This window comes from Aliiroseovarius conchicola, assembly GCF_041403445.1.
Taxonomy (GTDB): Bacteria; Pseudomonadota; Alphaproteobacteria; order Rhodobacterales; family Rhodobacteraceae; genus Aliiroseovarius; species Aliiroseovarius conchicola.
Genome location: NZ_JBGEHL010000003.1, coordinates 219,366 through 240,934 on the forward strand (window position 1 = coordinate 219,366; position 21,569 = coordinate 240,934).

A 21,569-nucleotide genomic window follows, 5' to 3' on the forward strand; every position below is an offset into this window, starting at 1 on the left:
GGGGCAAAGCCCCTCGCACCATTATTTCCCCAAACACCAACGCATCACGGCTTTCTGGGCGTGAAGCCGGTTCTCGGCCTCGTCAAAGATCACCGATTGTGGGCCGTCCATGACCGAATTCGTCACTTCCTCTTCCCGGTGCGCGGGCAGGCAATGCATGAACAGCGCGTCGGGTTTGGCGTGGGCCATCAACTCGTCATTGATCTGGTAGGGACGCAGCAAGTTGTGGCGGCGTTCCCGGGCCGAGGGCGCATCATGCATCGAGACCCAAGTGTCGGCCACTAGAAGATCCGCTCCTTCGACCGCTTTGACCGGGTCACGAACGATTTCAACATTGGCACCATTGGCACGGGCTTCGTTGACGAATACAGCTTCGGGGTCGAGCACTTCCGGACCTGTGAAGGTCACATCAAAGCCGAACTGGCCGGCTGCATGTAGGAACGAGGCGCAGACGTTGTTACCGTCGCCCGCCCAGACAACCTTTTTGCCCGCGATGGACCCGCGATGTTCTTCATAGGTCAGAATGTCCGCCATGATCTGACAAGGATGAGAGCGGTTGGTCAGCCCATTGATCACCGGCACGTCGGCATATTCTGCCATCTCTAGAAGCGTGGCTTCCTCAAAGGTACGGATCATGATCAGGTCAACATAACGAGACAAGACCTTGGCCGTATCGGCGACCGTTTCCCCGTGACCCAACTGCATCTCGGACCCAGACAGAACCATGGTTTGACCACCCATCTGGCGCACGCCCACGTCGAAGCTGACGCGTGTTCGGGTAGAGGGCTTTTCAAAGATCAAAGCCACCATATGGCCTTTTAGCGGCTGTTCGTCATCCAAAGCGCCTTTGGGGCGGCCAGCCCGCGCCGTTTTTATCCGGTGCGCTTCGGAAATCATGCCTTTCAGGTCGGCGGTCTCGGTCTTGTTGATGTCCAGAAAATGTTTCATTCGCTCTGGCCCTCCACAGCCTTGGCAGCGGCGTCGAGGCGGGTGATCGCCTCGGCAATATCTTCGTCTTCGATGGTCAGCGCGGGCAGGATGCGCAACACGTTGTCGGCAGCCGGCACGCACAGAACGCCCGCGTCATAGCATTTGGTCAGCAGATCCGTGTTTGGCGCCTTGCACACAAGGCCAAGCATCAGGCCGGACCCACGAACGGCTTCGAACACGTCCGGGTGGGCAGCAACCAGCCCTTCGAGCTTCTGGCGCAAGAGCCCCGCCTTGCGGTTCACATCGTTCAGAAATGCTGGGTCCGAGACGATCTCGGTCACTTTTGCCCCAACCGCGCAAGCCAACGGGTTGCCGCCATATGTGGACCCGTGCGTGCCTGCGACCATGCCCGAGGCCGCGTCCTCGGTGGCCAGAACAGCGCCCAGCGGGAAGCCCCCACCGATGCCCTTGGCGACCATCATGATGTCAGGGGTGATGCCGGAATATTCGTGGGCGAAAAGCTTGCCCGTCCGGCCCATGCCGCACTGCACCTCATCAAAGATCAACAGTGCTCCGCCCTGATCACAAGCCGCGCGGATGGCTTTCAGTTCGTCATCGGGAACCGGCCGAATGCCGCCTTCCCCCTGCACCGGTTCGATAATAACAGCGGCTACGTCCCCTTCAGAGAGGGCGTTGGTCAGACCGTCGACGTCACCGAATGGCAAATGGGTAAAGCCGGGCAGAAGCGGTCCGAAACCTTTGGTCAGCTTCTCGCCCCCAGCGGCTGCGATACCGGCCGAAGACCGCCCATGGAACGAGCCATCGAAGCCAATGATCCGCGCGCGGTCCTCGCCTTTGTCGTGCCAATATTTGCGCGCCATCTTCACCGCAAGCTCACACGCCTCGGTACCGGAATTGGTGAAGAACACGGTATCGGCAAAAGTCAGATCGACCAGTTGATCGGCCAGCTTTTGCTGCTGCGGCACCTTATAGAGGTTCGACACATGCCAGAGCTTCGCGCCTTGCTCGGCCAACACCTCAACCAGTGCAGGATGGGCATGGCCCAGCGCGTTCACCGCGATCCCTGCCCCAAGATCCAAATATCGTTCGCCCCCATCCGTGACAAGCCAGCTGCCCTGGCCTCGCTCGAATGCAAGATCAACACGGTTATAGGTGGGAAGAAGCGACGGGATCATGTCGGTATCCTTTGTAAAAGAAGCCTTTGGGTGCCGTATGGCGGGCCTCAAGTCAACAATTTCAGAAAGGGGTGCGCCGTGATGGCGCAGGATCAAACGAAAGCGGGCGTCAGGCGCAGGTGCGTCGACGTCGGTTATCAGAGATATGAAAACGTTTGATCATGTGGGTGACTTACGGGAAGGGGCTCGTGCTGTCCACTCTTTTCAATCCGGTCACCAGTCGATAAGGCGAGAGGATGGAAACGCGCGCCAATCCCGACCACAAACCCTTAGCAGCGGCTGGCTTTATGCTTTTGGCATCTTTGCTGATTGCGGGCACGACGCTGATGGCAAAACTGGTCGGGCGCGACGTGCTGGGAGACCCCCTTCATCCGCTTCAGATCAGCCACGGACGTTTCTTTTTCGCATTTCTTGCCATCAGCACAGTGGTCGCCATCAAGCGCCCGCACATTAAGAACCCCAACATTCCCTTACACATCGCGCGATCTGTTTCTGGCTGGATGGGGATATCGCTGATGTTCGCGGCCGTCGCGTATATCCCGTTGGCGGATGCAACCGCCATCAGCTTTCTGAACCCGGTCTTCGCCATGGTTCTGGCCATTCCTTTACTAGGCGAGCGTGTGGGCCCATGGCGTTGGATCGCAGCGGCAATCGCGTTGATCGGCGCAATCGTGTTGATTCAACCGGGCGCGGGCAGCTTTCATCCCGCTGCCCTTCTGGCGCTTGCCGCAGCCGCGATTATGGGGTTGGAGATCACATTCATTAAGCGCCTGACCGGGCAGGAAAGCCCACTGCAAATCTTGTGGATCAACAACGGAATCGGTCTAAGCGTCGCCACTTTGGCCGTCATTTGGGTTTGGTCCGCACCAACACCCGCGCAATGGATGGCACTTGCTGGTCTGGGCTTTATGATGGCACTTGCACAAACCTGCTTTATCCAGTCAATGAAACGCGCCGACGCCAGCTTTGTGGTGCCGTTTTCCTATGCCACGCTTGTCTTCGCTGGGCTTTACGATTTTGCTGCATTCGGCGTTGTTCCGGTTAAGACAAGCTTGCTGGGCGCGGCGATTATCATCTCGGGCGGAGCCGTATTGGCATGGCGTGAAAGTCGCACGTCACGCTGATGCGCTTTCAGCGCTTGTATCCCCCGCGCCTATGACTAAAATAGGCGCTTGTGAATTCACTGGGCTGACCAGGGCTTGATCCCGGCAGCAGACCCAACAGACGGGAAAAATCATGTCCTGGACCGACGAGCGCGTTGAAATCCTGAAAAAGATGTGGGGCGAGGGGCAATCCGCCTCGGTCATCGCAAAAGAACTTGGTGGTGTGACCCGCAATGCGGTGATCGGTAAAGTACATCGTCTGGGGCTGTCCAACCGCTCGGGCGGGGGTACGAAAGCGCCAGCTAAAGAGAAGGCCGCACCGAAAGCAGCTGCCAAGCCTAAGGCCGCACCGAAGAAAGCTGCCCCGAAAAAGGAAGCTGCAGAGGCCAAACCGGCAGCGGAAACCAAGCCGATCCCGGCCCGTAAGCAAATCATTCCAGCAGGCCAACCCCTGCCTCCGCAACCCTCGGCCAACGAGATTAGCCCAGAGGCGCTGGCCTCTGTGCGTGAGGTTGAGAAGGGTGCGAAGAAGCTGAACTTGATGGAGCTGACCGAACGGACCTGCAAATGGCCCATCGGCGACCCCGCCACCGAAGAATTTTGGTTCTGCGGCCTGCCCGTTCAGCAAGGCAAGCCTTATTGCGAGGCACATGTCGGCGTCGCATTCCAACCGATGTCAAGCCGCCGCGACCGAAAGCGGTAAGCTTCTGTCCATAGACTTTCGAAAGCGCGCCCGATGCGGCGCGCTTTTTTTGTGCGCCCTCGGCAACGCGCCGTAGTGCTTTCCAACCGTTGCTTTGCAGGCTATACGCCCGCCATGACTGATCCAGCGAACCCGCCAGACCTGCGCCCTGACCTTGCCCCAAAGCCCCGGTTCTCCGAACCCAAGCGAGAAGGCCAACCAACCATTGGGATGGTCAGCCTTGGCTGCCCCAAAGCTTTGGTGGACAGCGAACGGATTCTGACCCGTCTGCGCGCAGAGGGATACGCGATCAGCCCGGACTACTCAGGCGCGGACGCTGTTGTGGTGAACACCTGCGGGTTTCTGGATTCTGCCAAAGCCGAAAGTCTTGAAGCGATTGGCGAAGCGCTAAGCGAAAACGGCCGCGTGATTGTCACCGGCTGTCTTGGGGCCGAGGAAGACTATATCCGCGGCACCCATCCGAGCGTTTTGGCCGTAACCGGACCGCATCAATACGAGCAGGTTCTGGACGCCGTACATGGCGCTGTCCCACCATCACCAGACCCGTTTGTGGACCTTCTGCCGGCCACAGGGGTGTCCCTGACACCGCGCCACTATAGCTATCTGAAGATCTCGGAAGGCTGTAATCACAAGTGCAAGTTCTGCATTATTCCCGACATGCGCGGGCGTTTGGCCAGCCGTCCGGCCCACGCGGTAATCCGCGAGGCTGGGAAACTGGTGGATGCAGGCGTAAAAGAACTGCTGGTGATCAGTCAGGACACCTCGGCCTATGGGGTCGATATAAAACATGCCGAGGATAGAGGCCACCGGGCGCATATCACCGATTTGGCACGCGATCTGGGCGCATTGGGAGCAGGCAAAGACCTGTGGGTGCGCTTGCACTACGTCTATCCCTACCCTCATGTGCGCCAGTTGATCCCGCTGATGGCCGAAGGGCTGATCCTGCCCTATCTGGACATCCCCTTCCAACACGCCCACCCCGACACGTTGAAACGCATGGCCCGACCGGCTGCCGCGTCGAAAACGTTGGACGAAATTGCGGCGTGGCGCGCGGATTGCCCGGATATCACCCTGCGATCAACCTTTATCGTGGGTTATCCCGGCGAGACTGAGGACGAATTCCAAACGCTTCTGGACTGGATGGACGAAGCCCAACTGGATCGCGTCGGTTGCTTCCAATATGAAAACGTCGATGGTGCGCGGTCAAACGACCTGCCCGACCATGTGCCCCCCAAGGTCAAGCAAGACCGCTGGGATCGCTTTATGGAAAAAGCGCAGGCGATTTCCGAAGCCAAACTGGCCGCAAAGGTCGGTCAGGTAATGGACGTGATTGTGGACGATATCGACGACGACGGCATTGCCACTTGCCGCACCAAAGCCGACGCACCCGAGATCGACGGAAACCTATTTATCGACGAGGCCACCGAGGCCCTATCGGTGGGCGATATCGTGTCCGTCGAGGTCGATGAGGCGGGTGAATACGACCTGTGGGGGCAACTGCGCTAGCGTCCCGCACATCAAAATTGATCCAAACACCCCTTTTTCGCGTATTATGGCCAGTAAGGGGAGAAGGATATGCGGTTTTTCATCATCACTCTTGGCCTGATCGGGCTGCTCAGCTTCAGCGCACAAGCGCAGGACAAAAGCGTCGAAAGCGTGATTTCGGGTCAGATTGAGGCCTTCGGATCTGACGATGTGGCAACCGCCTTCACCTTTGCATCACCCAACATCCAAAGGATGTTTGGCACACCTGAGAACTTCGGCAAGATGGTACAGGGCGCTTATCCAATGGTCTGGCGACCGGCTGAGATCACGTTCCTTGATCAAGTTCGGGACGGGATCGTAATCTGGCAACGACTACATATTTTAGACCAACAGAACACCGATCATTGGTTTGCCTACCAAATGGTGAAGATCAACGGCGAGTGGAAGATCAACGGTGTGTTTCGGATCGACGCACCGGGCTTGAGTGCTTGAGACTACCTAGACACAAGGTCTTCCATTGGTCGCCACCAAGAAACGAACCCGCCCACGACGCCGGAAAACTCCAAATAGCAGCCGCCCCCGTTGGGTCCCTGATCAAATTTTCGATTGATGGGAGTGCCGGCTAAGAAGCAATAAAGCAGTGTGCCGACAGCTCCGTGGCCCACAAAAAGCAAATCATCTCTCGGGTAATCTCGCAGACATTTCTGCACTTCGCCCACAATCCGCTTTTGCGCAGAATTCGCCGTTTCCCAACCACGAACACTCTGATCAGGCTCGCTAAAGAACTGATCAGCAACCGCCTCGAACTCGGCCGGTGGCAGATAGCCTGTCGCGCTTCGGTCATTCTCGTGCATGACTTCACGTATGATCAACGCGGCTCCGCACGCATCCGCCAAAGGTATTGCAGTTTCTGTGGCTTTGGTTTCGGCGCTGCTGACAATTGTTGCCGTGCCGCTCAAAGCGTTTGATGCAATCAGGTTTTGAACACGGCGCGCACCGATATTGCTAAGCGACCAGTTTCGAACGTCCTTCGCGGGATCGATCAATACTTGAGGATGTGAAAGGTAGCGAATGTTTCGAGCCATATCCCCGCACCTTTACAGACAGCCGTTCAATTTCTACTAGCGAGCCAAAACCGAGGGGCATTAACCCTCGGTCGACACGCTAAACAGCACCCATTCACCTACTCGAGCGACTTCGACGCCACCGGTGTCGACTTGGAACACACCCAATCCTTCATAGTCGGCAGGGCACGCGACAAGATCGGCTGTGTGGTCCAAGAACTCGGCTGTTTCCGGGCTTTCTCCGACGCGGCGACATTGATCGCCTTCGGCGCGATACCCATCTCCGAAAAGCGGCAAATCCGTTGCCGGCGGAGCGTAAGGGGTGGAGGTTTCGCAAGCGGCCAAAAGACCGACCATCATGATGGGCATTATCTGTTTCATCAAAGCTCTCCTTCTGGAATGCGATCAGCATACCACAAGTTGAAAATGGCCTCGGCAATTCCTTGCCGAAACCGGCCTTGAATTACACGTCCTGTAATGGACGCACTTCGATTTCCCGCTCTGTCCGAGCTTTCATCGCACGCGCGGCCGCGTTGCTAGCGGCCAGTGTGGTGAAATAAGGGATCTTATCCATCAAGGCGACATTGCGCATTTCGCGGCTGTCGTTGACGGATTGCGTGCCTTCGGTCGTATTCATGACCAGATGAACCTCGCCGTCCTTCATACGGTCGACAATGTGACGGCCAAGCTCGTAAGCCTTGGCGACCTGTTCCGCTTCGACACCATTTTCAGCAAGGAATACCGCGGTGCCGCGCGTCGCGAGGATATTAAAACCCTGATCTTTCAAAAGCTTCGCTGTCTCGACCAATTGCGGAAGTTTATCGCCATCCTTGATTGACAAGAACACATTACCTTCGGTCGGCAGCACAGTACCTGCCCCTAGCTGGGCCTTCAGGAACGCCATCGCAAAGCTCTTATCAGCACCCATCACCTCTCCGGTTGAGCGCATTTCAGGGCCGAGGATGGTGTCCACGCCGGGGAAACGAGCGAATGGCATAACCGCTTCCTTAACGGCATAGCTATCGATCTCTGGGTCCACCAGATCGAACACGTCCAGTTTCTCGCCTGCCATGACGCGTGCAGCGATCGAGGCGATAGGTGACAAAACAGCCTTGGCGACGAAAGGTACAGTGCGCGACGCACGTGGGTTTACTTCGATCAGGTAGATTTCCTCATCCTTTACAGCGAACTGTACATTCATCAGACCGACGACGTTCAGCGCCAATGCCAGTGCCTTTGACTGCTCGCGCAGGCCAAGGATAATTTCTGGGCTAAGGCTGTAGGGCGGTAGCGAACATGCGCTATCACCGGAATGTACGCCAGCCTCTTCGATGTGCTGCATAATGCCCGCAACGTGAACGGTTTCACCGTCGCAAAGCGCATCCACGTCGACCTCGACGGCACCTGATAAGTAGCTGTCCAGCAGGACCGGACTATCGCCGGACACAACAACAGCCTCGGCGATGTAGCGTTCCAATTGCGCCATGTCGCGCACGATTTCCATCGCGCGGCCGCCCAAGACATAGGAAGGACGGATCACCAGCGGGAAACCGATTTCGTCCGCGATTGCAAGGGCTTCTGCGTCCGTTGATGCGATGCCGTTCTTCGGCTGTTTCAAGCCAAGCTGGTTCACCAGCGCCTGAAAACGTTCGCGGTCTTCGGCCAAGTCAATCGCGTCAGGCGTTGTACCAAGGATTGGAATTCCCTCGGCCTCCAGCGCATTGGCAAGTTTCAGTGGAGTCTGGCCACCAAACTGCACAATCACACCATGTAACGTGCCGTTTTCCTGTTCTTTGGCCAGGATTTCCATCACGTGTTCAAAGGTCAGCGGCTCGAAATACAAACGATCCGAAGTGTCATAGTCGGTCGATACCGTCTCGGGGTTACAGTTGACCATGATGGTTTCATAGCCGCTTTCGGTCAGTGCAAAACAGGCATGACAGCAGCAATAATCAAACTCGATCCCTTGCCCGATCCTGTTCGGACCGCCGCCAAGAATAACCACTTTCTTGCGATCTGACGGACGGGCTTCGCATTCCACCTCGCCCATCATTGGGACTTCGTAGGTCGAATACATATATGGTGTCTGCGCTTCGAACTCTGCGGCACAGGTATCGATGCGTTTGAAGACCGCAGTTACACCCGCCTTGCGGCGCGCATTGCGTACATCTTTTTCGGTAAAGCCAGTCAGCTTAGCGAGGCGCGCATCTGTAAATCCCATCATTTTGAGGCTGCGCAATCCTGCCTCGTCCGACGGCAAGCCGTTATCTTTCACGCGCTCCTCGGCCTCAACGATCTCGCGAATACGTGCCAGAAACCATGGGTCAAACGCGGTACAGGCCTGAATCTGCTCGTTGGGCATGCCGTGGCGCATCGCTTGCGCGATTTTTAGAATACGATCGGGACGCTGTTCAGAAATCGCCTTGACGATAGCGGCTTCGTCAGGTGCTCCGGGGATATCGATCTCGTCAAATCCGGTCAGGCCGGTTTCCATCGACGCCAGCGCTTTCTGCAGGCTCTCATGGATGGTGCGACCGATCGACATAACCTCGCCCACGGATTTCATCGCGGTGGTCAGTTCGGGCTTCGACCCCGGAAACTTCTCAAACGCAAAGCGCGGGATCTTGGTGACAACGTAGTCGATGGTCGGCTCGAACGAGGCAGGCGTGACCTTGGTGATGTCGTTGTCCAGCTCATCGAGCGTGTAGCCAACAGCCAATTTCGCGGCGATCTTTGCAATCGGGAAGCCGGTGGCTTTCGAAGCAAGCGCCGAAGAACGCGACACGCGCGGGTTCATCTCGATCACGACCATGCGGCCATCTTCGGGGTTCACCGCCCACTGAACATTCGAGCCGCCCGTTTCAACGCCAATCTCACGCAGAACGTTGATCGAATGGGTGCGCATCAGCTGATATTCTTTGTCGGTCAAGGTCAGCGCAGGTGCAACGGTGATAGAATCCCCTGTATGCACGCCCATCGGGTCCACGTTTTCGATGGCACAGACGATGATGGCATTATCGGCGGTGTCGCGCACCACCTCCATCTCGAATTCTTTCCACCCCAGAAGGCTTTCGTCGATCAAGATTTGGCTGACGGGACTGGCATCTAGCCCAGTTCCGCAGAAATGTTCATATTCCTCGCGGTTATACGCCACGCCGCCGCCTGTGCCGCCCAACGTAAATGCAGGGCGGATGATCGCTGGCAGGCCAATATCATCCAGAGCGGCCATGCATTCTTCCATCGTGTTGGCGATGGTCGCACGGGGGTTTTCGATGCCCAGACGATCCATGGCTTCGCGGAACAGTTTGCGGTCCTCGGCCATCTCGATTGCATCGCGCTTAGCGCCAATCAATTCCACATTGAACTTGTCGAGTACGCCCAAATCGTCCAGCTCCAGCGCTGTGTTCAAGCCGGTCTGACCACCCATTGTTGGTAGCAACGCGTCGGGGCGTTCTTTCTCAATTATCTTCGCGACGACATCCGCGGTGATCGGCTCGATATAAGTCGCATCTGCCAGCCCCGGATCGGTCATGATCGTCGCAGGGTTCGAGTTCACCAGTATGACCCGGTAACCTTCCTCGCGCAGCGCTTTACAAGCCTGAGCCCCCGAGTAATCAAATTCGCAGGCCTGCCCAATAATGATGGGCCCCGCGCCGATGATCATAATCGAGTTGATATCGGTTCTTTTAGGCATGGTTTCCCCCATCGGCAGAATGGATACGCGCAGGCGACCCGACCGCACGCAAATTGTCGTGGGTTATAGAGATGACGCAGGAAGGTTCAAGGGGAGCCGCCGTCGAAAGTCCGAGAAAATGGTTGGAAAAGACCGCAATACACCAGTTTAAATTTGCCCAACAACCAAAAGGGGAATAGGAGAGGCAACGTTTAAGACAGTTTGTTCCAAGCGGTTCCCATGAATGTATTCCTACGAGCCAGTATCTGCTATTTTCTACTTTCGACCTTGATCGCGGTTTTGGTTCGCGACAATGCCTCAGAAGCTGTGACAAACGTCATACGCGTCATGGGCAGCGGCGCGCGCTTATTTTTCCTTCTCACTTTTGTTTTTGCCTGTGCCGGGCTTGCCGTGAATGCAGTTTATCGCACCAGATCTCTACACACATTGATCTTGGATACAGCCCAAGCCGCGATCGCCATTTTGGTTTTCCAGATGGGATTCATGATTTTCAAGACCACGATGCCATTCCTGGTCCCGTTTTATGCAGACCCTGCCTTCGTAAAAGCCGATGCTATCTTGCACCTTGGGAACGACCCATGGAAATTGACCCACAACTGGGCAAGCATGTTTCCGATCGAGTGGCTGGCAAGCCTCTATCTTAAAGGCTGGCTGTTACCAGCCATTCTGCTACCAATTGTCTTTGCAGCCTTAGATAGTGACGCAAAGCGCGTGCGGCGCATGCTGATTTTATACTTTGTGGCATGGATCTTTGTGGGAAACGTGCTCGCGTTGGTAGGGATGTCAGTTGGTCCGATTTACTTTGATCGCTTGTACGGCGGTGAGAGTTTCGCGGACCTACCCACTTCATTTCATCCGATAAGTCAGGAAATGCAAGTCATCCGCTCCACACAAGAAGGTCTATGGATCGCCTATACCCATATGGCCCAAGCGAGAGGCTCGGGGATCTCGGCGTTTCCAAGCGTACATTTGTCGGTCGCTACTTTGACTGCGATATATGTTTATGAAAGGTCTCGCTATTTGCTTCCAGTTGCGGTTGTGGGCGTCGCTGCAATCCTTTTCATGTCCGTCTACACCGGGTATCACTACGCTGTTGATGGTTACGTTTCGATCCTCATCGTCATTGGGTTTTGGCTTTATCTGCGCCATCATGACCGGAAGTCCATTCAATAGACCTGCCCCAAGCCTAACGCGGGCTTGACTTTGCGCGCTAAGACAGGTGTATCGGCGCGATACTTGTAAACCGCTGGACGGGGGCATCCCATGCACGCATATCGTAGTCACACTTGCGCTGAACTGAATAAATCGAACGTAGGCGAAACCGTTCGCTTGTCGGGTTGGGTCCATCGTGTCCGTGACCACGGTGGTATTTTGTTCATCGACCTACGCGACCACTATGGTGTCACGCAGGTACTGTGCGATCCCGACAGCCCTGTCTTCTCAAAGATGGAAAAGGTCCGTTCCGAGTGGTGTATCCGCATTGATGGCAATGTGAAGGCGCGCGATGAGGATCTCGTGAACGAAAAAATTCCTACGGGTGCGGTCGAAGTTTTTGTCCGTGACCTGGAAGTGCTTGGCGCCGCCGAAGAGCTACCCCTGATGGTCTTTGGCGATCAAGAGTACCCTGAAGAAACCCGCCTGAAGTACCGCTTCCTCGATCTGCGTCGCGAAGTGATGCAGGAAAATATGAAGCTGCGGTCCGATGTCGTGACATCCATGCGCAAGCGGATGTGGGATCAGGGATTCCGTGAATATCAGACGCCCATCATCACAGCCTCTTCACCCGAGGGTGCGCGGGACTTCCTTGTGCCGTCGCGCCTGCATCCTGGCAAGTTCTATGCGCTACCGCAGGCCCCGCAGCAGTTCAAACAGCTGATGATGGTTGCCGGGTTCGACAAGTATTTCCAGATCGCGCCGTGTTTCCGGGACGAAGACCCACGTGCCGACCGCTCGCCCACCGACTTCTATCAACTCGATATGGAGATGTCGTTCGTCACTCAGCAAGACGTGTTCGATACGATCCAGCCAGTGTTGAAGGGCATATTTGAAGAGTTCGGCGGCGGGCGCAAAGTGGACCAGGAATGGGAGCATATTTCTTATAAAGACGCGGCCCTTTGGTATGGCACGGACAAGCCTGACCTGCGCAACCCAATCAAGATGCAGGTTGTGTCGGATCATTTCCGCGGTTCCGGGTTTGCAATTTTCGCCTCGTTGCTTGAGCAAGAAGGCACTCAGATCCGCGCCATTCCGGCCCCGAAAGGCGGCTCGCGCAAATTCTGCGACCGGATGAACAAATTCGCGCAGCAAGAAGGTCTGCCGGGTATGGGTTATATCTTCTGGCGCGAGAAAACTGCCGACGCGGTAGCGCAAGAACTTGGAATCACCGTCAAGGAAGCTCAGGCCAAACTGAAATCGGGTGAAGTCGAAGGCGGTATGGAAGCCGCCGGACCGCTGGCCAAGAACATTGGTCCCGAGCGGACTGAAGCGATCCGCCAGCAGCTTGGGTTGGAAATTGGCGACGCCGCCTTCTTCTTGGGCGGCAAACCGAAAGCATTTGAAGGTGTCGCAGGTCGTGCGCGCACCGTGATTGGCGACGAGCTTGGTCTGACCGACAAAGATCGGTTCGCCTTTGCGTGGATCGTCGACTTCCCAATCTTCGAAATGGACGAAGAAACCGGCAAGCTTGATTTCGATCACAACCCGTTTTCGATGCCACAAGGAGGCATGGAGGCGTTGGAAGGTGACCCCCTTGCTGTTCGGGGATTCCAGTATGACCTCGCCTGTAATGGTTATGAGTTGGTGTCTGGCGCGATCCGAAACCACCAACCCGAGATCATGTTCAAAGCGTTTGAACTGGCGGGTTATGGCGAAGACGAGGTGCGCAAGCGGTTCGGTGGTATGGTCAACGCGTTCCAATACGGCGCGCCACCCCACGGCGGTTGCGCCGCGGGTGTTGACCGCATCGTCATGCTGCTTGCCGATCAGGACAATATCCGCGAAGTGGTGATGTTCCCGATGAACCAACGCGCAGAAGATTTGATGATGAATGCGCCATCCGAGCCATTGAATGAACAGCTGCGCGAGCTGCATTTGAGAGTTATACCGCAAGAGTAATGCGCGCAGTGCCAATTTGTGCTTTGCAATAAATAAAGGGTGCGTGTGAAAACACGCACCCTTTACTTCTTTCGGCGGCAGCTCGCCGAAGAACCACTCTTAATCACTTAACCAATTACCCAACGGGTGTTGATCATATCATGTGCTGTCGCAGTCAGATTTTCTCTTCAAGCCACGGTCATGATCAGCGCAACAGCCATCATCACCACACCAGAGACCAGAACCGTCCAATCAACTACGGCATTTCCAAACTCATCATTTGCGAACCGTTTAATCAGGTTTTTCATAATATAACCCTCGTCCAAACTATCTTCTCACCCCGTATGATCTTTTTTTGACGCCAGAATTGGGCGGAAATGAGGAAGCGTTCGGCCATTTTCGTGCTGAGTTTGGGGAGTTTTCACGGTTGCGTTCATAAACAAGTGTGAACCAGCGATGGTTAACCAGCTATTCTGTGAAGCGGCGCGCGCATGGCATCAAAGGGCTTGTCGCTGCGCCAGCCGGTCCTGCACCAGCCCCGCAACGCGCGCCCAGTCCTGTCCGGTGCCACGCCCTTCGGCGCGCGCCTGGGCAAGACGAGATGCTGCCGCTTCAAGCGAGCTATCATGCGCACTGCGTGCAACCCCACCTAGGAACTGGGCGATATAGTCTTCCATCGCGCTGTCGTGACGATCGCGCATCAGGGTCGCTGCGTGGCTCAAATCGTCCTGAAACGCGATCTTGTCTGGAGCAACGACGTCTTTTGGTACAATGCGCGGAGACACTGGACCTTCTGCTGACGGCAATATGGAAAGAATGGCGGATTGGAACGCAGCGAGGCTTTCAACCGGTTTCGCCAAAAATCCATCGGCACCGGCTGCCATTGCGGCATCGCGGGTAGCTTCGTCACCGCTCATCGCCAATAGGACAGGCACACGCACCGGGTCAGCTGCAAGTTCGCCGATCAATTCCGCGCCGAACCCGTCTGGCAAACCCATATCAATAATAACGATTGAAGGCCGGTAAACCCTGAGATGACGATGGGCGGCCCGCAGGCTGTCGGCACGTCGAATGCGTGCGCCGGATCGCAGGCTTAGAAGACGTATTGCTTCAGATGCAAATCGGCTGTCTTCGACCACCAAGACGGTCAGACCCAGCAATGGGCGATCGGCGGTTGGTGGTTGGCTCATCATGAATTGTTCAAGGTCATCACTCATCGGCTCTTCTCCTTCACGACTCAGCCTGCGCGAAAACTGCCTAACAACCGGTTAAGTTTGCATACGCGGCGTCAGTTTTGCCGCCTGCGGCGTTGCAACGCTTGCCCGTCTAGACCAAGACAGCCATAAGGTGCGCAACAGCATGACGGGAGAAAACAATGATTGGACGCTTGAACCACGTCGCGATTGCCGTACCAGATTTGGATGCAGCCGCCGCGCAATATAGTGACACGCTGGGAGCCAAGGTCGGCGCACCGCAGGACGAGCCGGATCATGGCGTCACCGTCGTTTTTATCACGCTGCCCAACACCAAGATCGAGCTTCTCTATCCCCTCGGTGACAACTCACCCATCGCCGGTTTTCTGGAAAAGAACCCCGCTGGCGGCATTCACCACATCTGCTATGAGGTCGACGATATCATCGCGGCACGCGACAAGCTGCAAGCCGCTGGTGCCCGTGTTTTGGGCACTGGTGAGCCCAAGATCGGTGCACATGGCAAACCCGTCTTGTTCCTACATCCAAAGGACTTCAACGGTACCCTTGTCGAGCTGGAGCAAGTCTAATGTCAATCACCGCCGCCGCCGTCCTTTATGTGGTCATCTGGTTCGTGACGATGTTCGTCGTCCTGCCGATTGGCCTGCGCACGCAAGGCGATGACGGCGAGATTGTACCCGGCACCCATGCCGGCGCGCCTTCGAACTTCCGTTTAAAGCGCACCCTGGTCATCGTAACCATCGCAGGCACAATTGTTTGGGCGATTGTGGCTGGGATCATCGTGTCCGGCTGGATCACGATCGAGGATATCGACTGGTTCAACCGGATGGATCTAACCGAGTAAGCAATCGCTCTTCGGGTCGGTAGGGCGACCCGGCTAGCCGAACACGGGCTTTTCCTGCTGGATAGGCTGACGGCCTGGCGCGCCTAGCAACCACACCTCCCGCCCCTCGATCACGACGGCTGACAAAGCCTTACCGTGACCCGCACCTGTGTCGATGTTCACTCGATTGCCGAAATGCGTCACCTGATCAACTGGCGTGTGACCGTGGACGATTAGCGCGCCGTGATCCAAACCCGAATCCAGAAATTCGCGACGGATCCAGCACAAGTCATCCTCGGTCTGTTCATCTAGCGGAACGCCCGGACGAATGCCTGCGTGAACGAAACACAGATCGCCCAGTCGATACTGGGTCGGCAGGGTCTCAAGGTATTCACGATGATCTGGCGACACCGCCGCACGCGCCTGCGGATGAAGCTGATATGTGCGGATGCCCTCTGGAACAGCAACGCCATAGCTTGCCAAGGTCTCAATCCCGCCAAGCCGGGGGTGCAACCAGTTGTGATCGATCAAAAGTTGGGTGTCGACCATTGGATGGTCACGCAAGAACATCTCCATCATCCGGTCATGGTTGCCCTTAAGCACCACCCAGTTCTCGCCCCTCACCTGACCATCCATCAGGTGCTGGATGACACCTTTGCTGTTCGGACCACGATCCACGAGGTCTCCGATATGAACAATCGGTGCTTCCATATCTCCGCAACGCGCGCGATCTTTCGCGATCAGCGCGTGTGCAGCGATCAGTTTGTCGAGATGTCCATGAATATCCCCAATGGCGTAGGCGCGCTGCATATGTTGCCCTTCAATTACGGTGCCAAACTTACGTGTTTTCCCCGCGACCCACCCCTTGGGCCGCATGCTACACGTTTGCCAGCACACTTATCAGGGAGACGACTTGTGAAACAAGCAGTTGCAGAATTTATCGGAACAATGACCCTTGTTCTGTTCGGTTGTGGTGCCGCGGTAATCGCGGGTGCCGATATCGGCCACACTGGGATCGCCTTTGCCTTTGGCCTTGCGCTGTTGGCGATGGCTTACGGAATTGGGGGCGTCTCGGGATGCCATATCAACCCCGCTGTTACTATTGGAGCCGTCGTAGCAGGGCGTTTGCCTGCTTCGAAAGCAGGTACCTACATCATCTCGCAGGTTGCGGGTGCAGTCGTGGGCGCGCTTATTCTTTATATCATCGTGACTGGTAAAGGTGGTGGATATGACGTGTCTACATCTGGCTTGGGCCAGAATGGCTGGGGCGCGGGCTATCTGGGTGAATACAACGTGGTTTCCGCATTTGTTTTCGAACTCGTAGCCACGTTCCTTTTCGTGATCGTGATCCTTGGCTCAACCGGCGCAAAAGCACCTGCGGCCTTTGCGGGATTGGCCATTGGTCTGTCGCTTGTTGCAATTCACTTGTTGGGTATCAATGTGACCGGCGTGTCGGTAAACCCCGCCCGTTCATTTGGCCCGGCACTGTTTGCTGGCGGCCATGCACTTGGTCAGCTTTGGCTCTTTATTCTGGCACCCATCCTTGGGGCCGTCGCAGCCGGGGCTTTGTTTAAAACCGGTCTGTTGGACGCTGACTAACAATAAAAAGGCCCCGGGAAACTCCGGGGCCTTTTTGCTCTTGGAACGGCGCTATCCTACTGGATTGCGAACTCTAAAGGGCTCACGGTGTTGAAAAGCCCCGTATCACACAGTGCTTTCAACACTGGCTCTGGCGTCGGATTATCCACATAAAGAAGCGCAATCGCGTCACCGCCAGTTTCTTTCCGTCCAAGCGTAAAGTTCGCGATGTTCACGCCGTGCTCGCCCATTGTGGCCCCCAACGCGCCGATGATACCGGGCACATCGTTATTGGTTGTATAGAGCATATGGCTCCCGATCTCGGCATCAATATTGATCCCTTTGATCTGGATAAAACGCGGCTTACCGTCTGAAAACACCGTTCCCGCGATAGACCGCTCGCGCTTTGCCGTCACAACGGTAAGCTTGATGTAACCATCAAACGAACCGCCTTTGGCCTGCGTGGTGGTCGACGTTTTGATCCCGCGATCGGCCGCAACGACCGGGGCGGACACCATGTTCACATCGGGCAAAACAGGCTTCATGAGACCAGCAAGAACGGCACAATCAAGTGCCTTTAGGTTCATTTCGGACGCGACACCATCATAGAGGATGTTCACCGCTTTGATCGGCTCATCCGTCAGCTGACCGACAAATGCACCCAGATGCTCGGCCAGTTTGATCCATGGCCCCATAATCTTTGCTTCCTCAGCAGTGACCGAAGGCATGTTCAGCGCGTTCTGAACCGCTCCTGTCAGCAGGTAATCTGACATTTGTTCGGCCACTTGCAGCGCTACGTTTTCCTGCGCTTCCGTCGTCGCAGCGCCAAGATGCGGTGTGCAGACGACATTGGGCAGGTTAAACAGCGGGTTGTCCGTGGCGGGCTCAACCGCAAAGACATCGAACGCGGCGCCCGCGACGTGACCCGATTTGAGCAGATCAGCCAAGGCCTCTTCATCAACCAATCCACCACGCGCGCAGTTGATGATACGTACGCCTTTCTTGGTTTTCTCAAGGTTCTCACGGCTAAGGATGTTGCGTGTCTGTTCAATCAGCGGCACGTGGAGTGTAATGAAATCCGAACGGGCCAATAGCTCGTCCAACTCGACCTTCTCAACACCCATTTTGTCGGCTTTTTCCTCCGACAGAAACGGATCAAAGGCCACGACCTTCATCTTCAGACCCAATGCGCGGTTACAGACGATACCGCCAATGTTACCCGCACCAATCACGCCCAGGGTCTTATTGGTCAGTTCGACCCCCATGAATTTCGACTTTTCCCATTTTCCCGCATGGGTCGACGCGGACGCTTCGGGTACTTGACGCGCCACGGCAAACATCATCGCGATGGCATGTTCCGCGGTGGTGATCATGTTGCCAAAAGGCGTGTTCATCACGATCACACCTTTTTTCGACGCAGCAACCTTGTCGACATTGTCCGTGCCGATTCCCGCGCGGCCAACCACTTTCAGGTTTGGCGCGGCTTCAAGAATCTTCTCGGTCACTTTGGTGGCCGAGCGGATCGCAAGACCGTCATAGTCGCCGATCTTGGCAAGCAGAGCGTCCTTGTTCTTGCCCAGCGCGGGTTCGAAATCGACTTCAATGCCGCGATCACGGAAAATCTGAACGGCGGTTTCCGAAAGCTTGTCGGATACGAGTACTTTGGGGGCCATATTGTTGGTCCTTTTCACAAAGATTTAAGGGGAAGCCCCGCGCATTGGCGCGCAGGGCGAATAACTTATTGCGCTGCGATCTCAGCGTTGAACGCCCAGTCGAGCCACGGCATCAGGGCTGCGACATCCGACGTCTCGACCGTGCCACCACACCAGATCCGCAAACCGGCCGGTGCGTCACGGTAAGCGCCGATATCCAGCGCCACGCCCTCGGCTTCCAACCGTTTGGCGACGGCTTTGGCAAACGCAGCACCGTCTTTGATGCGATCATCGGTGAACTTCAGGCACACAGATGTGGTCGACAGGGTCGCCGGATCATGGGCTAGGAAATCAATCCAATCACGCATCTCAACGAAGTCGGCGATGGCCTTGGTGTTGGCATCCGCGCGATGGATCAGACCCTCAAGCCCCCCCACCGAACGCGCCCAATCGAGCGCAAAAAGGTAATCCTCGACCGCGAGCAACGACGGCGTGTTGATGGTGGCGCCGGTAAAAATGCCCTCGATCAACTTGCCACCTTTGGTCAGGCGGAAGATTTTTGGCAACGGCCATGCAGGCGTGTAGCTTTCCAAACGCTCTACCGCACGCCGGCTGAGGACAATAATGCCGTGCGCGGCTTCGCCGCCCAGCACCTTCTGCCAGGAGAACGTGGTTACGTCCAACTTCTCCCACGGCAGGTCCATTGCAAACGCGGCCGAGGTCGCGTCGCAGATGGTCAGACCTTCGCGGTCACCCGCGATCCAGTCACCGTTCGGCACACGCACCCCAGAAGTGGTGCCATTCCAAGTGAAGACAACGTCATTGGTAAAATCGACCGAGGCCAGATCTGGCAATTCGCCGTACTCGGCAACCTTGGCAACCGCATCCAATTTGAGCTGCTTGTTCACATCCGTGATCCAACCCGCGCCGAAGCTTTCCCAAGCCAGCATCTCGACCCCACGTGCGCCCAGAAGCGACCAAAGCGCCATCTCGACCGCGCCAGTATCCGACGCAGGAACGATGCCGATTTTGTAGTCCGCAGGAATGCCCAGCACCTCACGCGTGCCTTCGATCGCTGCCTTCAGCTTGTCCTTGCCAACAGCCGCACGGTGCGAACGGCCTAAGGCGGCGTCCGACAAGACATCCAAATTCCATGTGGGGGGTTTGGCACAGGGGCCAGAAGAAAAACGCGGATTTGCCGGCCGCGTAGCCGGTTTTGCAATATCAGTCATGATACCCTCGCAGATATGTGCCCTTCGTTGGGGAAGGGTGTCCCACTGACCGAGTTAAGGGGCAGATGCGTCTGGCACAAGCCGCAAAATGTCGCTATAGCCCCGCCGAGCGTCGGAATTTGGCGCAGCTTGTCTACGATCGGAAACTTTCGAATGTTCATCGCTACACTCCTGTGCGCTCCCACTGCCGCTAAACTTGACGGGGCATTGGTTGAAGCCCTGCGTAACGCTTGGGGTGGTGGGGACGCGGATTGGTTGGCCCCGGACGAAGCCGTCGAATTTCCACTTGCGCAGACGCCATCCAACTTCTGGGATGTCTGGGCCGACCTGCATAAGATGGGTGTCGATCTCATCATCCAACCCGCCGAGGGGCGGCAAAAAAAGATGCTGCTGGCGGATATGGATTCGACCATGATCCAGCAGGAATGCATCGACGAGTTGGCAGACGAAGCAGGTGTCGGCGACCGGGTAAAGGATATCACCGCCCGCGCCATGAACGGAGAACTGGATTTCGAGGCGGCCTTAAAGGAACGCGTCGGCCTCTTGAATGGCTTGCCCGATACCGTGATTGGCGACGTGCTGGAAAATCGCATCACGCTGATGCCGGGCGGGCGTGAACTCCTTGCCACCATGAAGAAGAACGGAGCCTACGCCGCGCTTGTCTCGGGTGGCTTCACAGCATTCACAGCCCATGTTGCGGCCACACTCGGCTTTGATGAGCATCGTGCCAACACATTAACGGTTCATGACGGCAAGCTAACTGGAACTGTTGGGATGCCCATCTTGGGGCGGGACGCAAAAATGGCCGCGCTGGAGCAGATCACTGCACGCCTGGGGCTCTGCCCACGCGACGTTATGGCTGTGGGGGATGGCGCGAATGACTTGGGTATGCTGGGCATGGCAGGGGCAGGCGTGGCACTGCATGCCAAACCAACCGTCGCTGCCCAATGCGATATTCGCATCAATCACGGAGACCTGACGGCCCTTTTGTACATTCAAGGCTATGCGAAAGCCGATTTCGTCAGTGTTTGAGCTTTCCACAGAGATCATCCTGCTTCTGCTCGCCGCTGGTTTCATCGCGGGGTTCATTGATAGCATCGCAGGGGGTGGCGGTCTTATCACGGTGCCTGCACTATTGCTTGCAGGCGTGCCTCCGATCACCGCGCTGGCAACCAACAAGGTGCAAGGCCTGTTCGGCGCTGGGATGGCGGCGATCACCTATTCGCGCGCGGGTCACGTTGATCTACGCAAACAGGCAAAACCCGCCCTCGTCTCTTTCGCCGCAGCCGTTGCAGGCGCACTTTGCGTGAACGCCCTACCTACCGAGACAATCCGCTGGATTCTACCCGCTTTGCTGGTCGCCATTGCGCTGTTCTTCGCGCTAAAGCCAGGCCTTGATGACACAGACCGCCACGCGCGCCTAACACCCGGGCTTTTCGCCGTCAGCGCCGTGCCGCTTATAGGTTTCTACGACGGTCTGCTTGGACCGGGGGCAGGTGCTTTCTTTATGCTCGCCTTTGTGACACTTGCAGGCCAAGGCATTCTGAAGGCAACCGCCCATACCAAGCTGCTTAACTTCGCCTCAAACGTAGGCGGCCTTACAGGTTTCATCCTTGTGACCTCGCCTCTCTGGGCGCTTGGGTTGGCGATGGGAGGCGCACAAATGGCAGGCGCTTACGTTGGCTCCAAGCTTGCCAGCCGTATCGGTGCGCGCCTGATCAAACCGCTGCTGGTCATCGCCTCGACGGCAATGGCGCTGAAGTTGCTCTCTGATCTTATCTGAATTGGCGCGATTGGCGCGTCTT

20 protein-coding genes are annotated in these 21,569 nt (G+C 56.5%); 11 read left to right on the forward strand and 9 right to left on the reverse strand.

Going from position 1 to position 21,569, the window contains the following annotated elements:
• Nucleotides 1-21: 21 nt before the first annotated feature.
• Together argF and V6N04_RS06750 are read right to left on the reverse strand one after the other, a co-directional pair.
• A complete protein-coding gene (gene argF / locus V6N04_RS06745) occupies nt 22-948 on the reverse strand; it encodes an ornithine carbamoyltransferase (RefSeq protein WP_371169378.1) in 927 nt (308 codons plus the stop codon).
• Nucleotides 945-2,126 (reverse strand): aspartate aminotransferase family protein, encoded by a 1,182-nt coding sequence (locus V6N04_RS06750; protein WP_371169379.1) that lies wholly within the window; start codon nt 2,124-2,126, stop codon nt 945-947. Before V6N04_RS06750 ends, argF begins: the two co-directional genes overlap by 4 nt.
• A 236-nt stretch (nt 2,127-2,362) precedes the next feature.
• Between V6N04_RS06750 and V6N04_RS06755 the strand changes: the two genes are divergently transcribed.
• From V6N04_RS06755 to V6N04_RS06770, 4 genes are all read left to right on the forward strand, one after another.
• Entirely contained in the window at nt 2,363-3,250 is an 888-nt protein-coding gene (locus V6N04_RS06755; RefSeq protein ID WP_371169380.1) for a DMT family transporter, read from the forward strand.
• 112 nt (nt 3,251-3,362) lie between these two features.
• Nucleotides 3,363-3,932 (forward strand): GcrA family cell cycle regulator, encoded by a 570-nt coding sequence (locus tag V6N04_RS06760; protein ID WP_371169381.1) that lies wholly within the window; start codon nt 3,363-3,365, stop codon nt 3,930-3,932.
• A 114-nt stretch (nt 3,933-4,046) separates the two neighbouring features.
• Complete coding sequence (rimO, locus tag V6N04_RS06765; RefSeq protein WP_371169643.1) at nt 4,047-5,438, forward strand: 30S ribosomal protein S12 methylthiotransferase RimO; 1,392 nt, start codon at nt 4,047-4,049, stop codon at nt 5,436-5,438.
• Between the two features lie 69 nt (nt 5,439-5,507).
• Nucleotides 5,508-5,909: a DUF4864 domain-containing protein gene (locus V6N04_RS06770; protein ID WP_371169382.1), complete on the forward strand. Its 402-nt coding sequence runs from the start codon at nt 5,508-5,510 to the stop codon at nt 5,907-5,909.
• A 2-nt stretch (nt 5,910-5,911) separates the two neighbouring features.
• Here V6N04_RS06770 and V6N04_RS06775 read toward each other — a convergent pair whose 3' ends face one another.
• The 3 genes from V6N04_RS06775 to carB all read right to left on the reverse strand — a co-directional run bounded on the left by V6N04_RS06775 (nt 5,912) and on the right by carB (nt 10,175).
• Complete coding sequence (locus tag V6N04_RS06775) at nt 5,912-6,502, reverse strand: histidine phosphatase family protein (protein WP_371169383.1); 591 nt, start codon at nt 6,500-6,502, stop codon at nt 5,912-5,914.
• Between the two features lie 60 nt (nt 6,503-6,562).
• Entirely contained in the window at nt 6,563-6,862 is a 300-nt protein-coding gene (locus V6N04_RS06780; protein WP_371169384.1) for a hypothetical protein, read from the reverse strand.
• A gap of 82 nt (nt 6,863-6,944) precedes the next feature.
• Complete coding sequence (carB, locus tag V6N04_RS06785; RefSeq protein ID WP_371169385.1) at nt 6,945-10,175, reverse strand: carbamoyl-phosphate synthase large subunit; 3,231 nt, start codon at nt 10,173-10,175, stop codon at nt 6,945-6,947.
• A 279-nt stretch (nt 10,176-10,454) separates the two neighbouring features.
• Here carB and V6N04_RS06790 point away from each other — a divergent pair, with 279 nt between their 5' ends.
• Both V6N04_RS06790 and aspS read left to right on the forward strand, forming a co-directional pair.
• Nucleotides 10,455-11,348, forward strand: coding sequence for a phosphatase PAP2 family protein (locus V6N04_RS06790; RefSeq protein ID WP_371169386.1), 894 nt, complete (start codon nt 10,455-10,457; stop codon nt 11,346-11,348).
• A gap of 90 nt (nt 11,349-11,438) precedes the next feature.
• The gene (aspS, locus tag V6N04_RS06795; RefSeq protein WP_371169387.1) at nt 11,439-13,289 is read left to right on the forward strand and encodes an aspartate--tRNA ligase; all 1,851 of its coding nucleotides are present in this window, start codon (nt 11,439-11,441) and stop codon (nt 13,287-13,289) included.
• Between the two features lie 476 nt (nt 13,290-13,765).
• Here aspS and V6N04_RS06800 read toward each other — a convergent pair whose 3' ends face one another.
• On the reverse strand, nt 13,766-14,485 hold the full coding sequence (locus tag V6N04_RS06800) for a response regulator (RefSeq protein ID WP_371169388.1): 720 nt from the start codon (nt 14,483-14,485) through the stop codon (nt 13,766-13,768).
• 158 nt (nt 14,486-14,643) lie between these two features.
• Between V6N04_RS06800 and mce the strand changes: the two genes are divergently transcribed.
• Nucleotides 14,644-15,048 carry a methylmalonyl-CoA epimerase gene (gene mce / locus V6N04_RS06805; protein ID WP_371169389.1) on the forward strand — a complete coding sequence of 135 codons (405 nt, stop codon included), beginning with the start codon at nt 14,644-14,646 and terminating at the stop codon, nt 15,046-15,048.
• A complete protein-coding gene (locus V6N04_RS06810) occupies nt 15,048-15,323 on the forward strand; it encodes a DUF1467 family protein (protein ID WP_371169390.1) in 276 nt (91 codons plus the stop codon). Before mce ends, V6N04_RS06810 begins: the two co-directional genes overlap by 1 nt.
• Before the next feature lie 33 nt (nt 15,324-15,356).
• Here V6N04_RS06810 and V6N04_RS06815 read toward each other — a convergent pair whose 3' ends face one another.
• Nucleotides 15,357-16,112 (reverse strand): metallophosphoesterase, encoded by a 756-nt coding sequence (locus tag V6N04_RS06815; protein WP_371169391.1) that lies wholly within the window; start codon nt 16,110-16,112, stop codon nt 15,357-15,359.
• A gap of 105 nt (nt 16,113-16,217) precedes the next feature.
• On the opposite strand from V6N04_RS06815, the gene V6N04_RS06820 reads away from it, so the two are divergent.
• Entirely contained in the window at nt 16,218-16,901 is a 684-nt protein-coding gene (locus tag V6N04_RS06820; protein WP_371169392.1) for an MIP family channel protein, read from the forward strand.
• Nucleotides 16,902-16,957: 56 nt separating this feature from the next.
• On the opposite strand, the gene serA is transcribed toward V6N04_RS06820, so the two are convergent.
• Both serA and V6N04_RS06830 read right to left on the reverse strand, forming a co-directional pair.
• Nucleotides 16,958-18,553, reverse strand: coding sequence for a phosphoglycerate dehydrogenase (serA, locus tag V6N04_RS06825; RefSeq protein WP_371169393.1), 1,596 nt, complete (start codon nt 18,551-18,553; stop codon nt 16,958-16,960).
• Nucleotides 18,554-18,618: 65 nt separating this feature from the next.
• A complete protein-coding gene (locus V6N04_RS06830) occupies nt 18,619-19,764 on the reverse strand; it encodes a phosphoserine transaminase (protein ID WP_371169394.1) in 1,146 nt (381 codons plus the stop codon).
• Between the two features lie 153 nt (nt 19,765-19,917).
• Here V6N04_RS06830 and serB point away from each other — a divergent pair, with 153 nt between their 5' ends.
• Nucleotides 19,918-20,796 carry a phosphoserine phosphatase SerB gene (serB, locus tag V6N04_RS06835; RefSeq protein ID WP_371169395.1) on the forward strand — a complete coding sequence of 293 codons (879 nt, stop codon included), beginning with the start codon at nt 19,918-19,920 and terminating at the stop codon, nt 20,794-20,796.
• Nucleotides 20,789-21,547, forward strand: coding sequence for a TSUP family transporter (locus tag V6N04_RS06840; RefSeq protein WP_371169644.1), 759 nt, complete (start codon nt 20,789-20,791; stop codon nt 21,545-21,547). Before serB ends, V6N04_RS06840 begins: the two co-directional genes overlap by 8 nt.
• Nucleotides 21,548-21,569 lie beyond the last annotated feature (22 nt).

Bases quoted from the DNA above. Each gene is read 5' to 3' on its own strand.
- argF (WP_371169378.1), bottom strand. From the start codon at position 948: ATGAAACATTTTCTGGACATCAACAAGACCGAGACCGCCGACCTGAAA.
- V6N04_RS06750 (WP_371169379.1), bottom strand. From the start codon at position 2,126: ATGATCCCGTCGCTTCTTCCCACCTATAACCGTGTTGATCTTGCATTC.
- V6N04_RS06755 (WP_371169380.1), top strand. From the start codon at position 2,363: ATGGAAACGCGCGCCAATCCCGACCACAAACCCTTAGCAGCGGCTGGC.
- V6N04_RS06760 (WP_371169381.1), top strand. From the start codon at position 3,363: ATGTCCTGGACCGACGAGCGCGTTGAAATCCTGAAAAAGATGTGGGGC.
- rimO (WP_371169643.1), top strand. From the start codon at position 4,047: ATGACTGATCCAGCGAACCCGCCAGACCTGCGCCCTGACCTTGCCCCA.
- V6N04_RS06770 (WP_371169382.1), top strand. From the start codon at position 5,508: ATGCGGTTTTTCATCATCACTCTTGGCCTGATCGGGCTGCTCAGCTTC.
- V6N04_RS06775 (WP_371169383.1), bottom strand. From the start codon at position 6,502: ATGGCTCGAAACATTCGCTACCTTTCACATCCTCAAGTATTGATCGAT.
- V6N04_RS06780 (WP_371169384.1), bottom strand. From the start codon at position 6,862: ATGAAACAGATAATGCCCATCATGATGGTCGGTCTTTTGGCCGCTTGC.
- carB (WP_371169385.1), bottom strand. From the start codon at position 10,175: ATGCCTAAAAGAACCGATATCAACTCGATTATGATCATCGGCGCGGGG.
- aspS (WP_371169387.1), top strand. From the start codon at position 11,439: ATGCACGCATATCGTAGTCACACTTGCGCTGAACTGAATAAATCGAAC.
- V6N04_RS06800 (WP_371169388.1), bottom strand. From the start codon at position 14,485: ATGAGTGATGACCTTGAACAATTCATGATGAGCCAACCACCAACCGCC.
- mce (WP_371169389.1), top strand. From the start codon at position 14,644: ATGATTGGACGCTTGAACCACGTCGCGATTGCCGTACCAGATTTGGAT.
- V6N04_RS06810 (WP_371169390.1), top strand. From the start codon at position 15,048: ATGTCAATCACCGCCGCCGCCGTCCTTTATGTGGTCATCTGGTTCGTG.
- V6N04_RS06815 (WP_371169391.1), bottom strand. From the start codon at position 16,112: ATGCAGCGCGCCTACGCCATTGGGGATATTCATGGACATCTCGACAAA.
- serA (WP_371169393.1), bottom strand. From the start codon at position 18,553: ATGGCCCCCAAAGTACTCGTATCCGACAAGCTTTCGGAAACCGCCGTT.
- V6N04_RS06830 (WP_371169394.1), bottom strand. From the start codon at position 19,764: ATGACTGATATTGCAAAACCGGCTACGCGGCCGGCAAATCCGCGTTTT.
- serB (WP_371169395.1), top strand. From the start codon at position 19,918: ATGTTCATCGCTACACTCCTGTGCGCTCCCACTGCCGCTAAACTTGAC.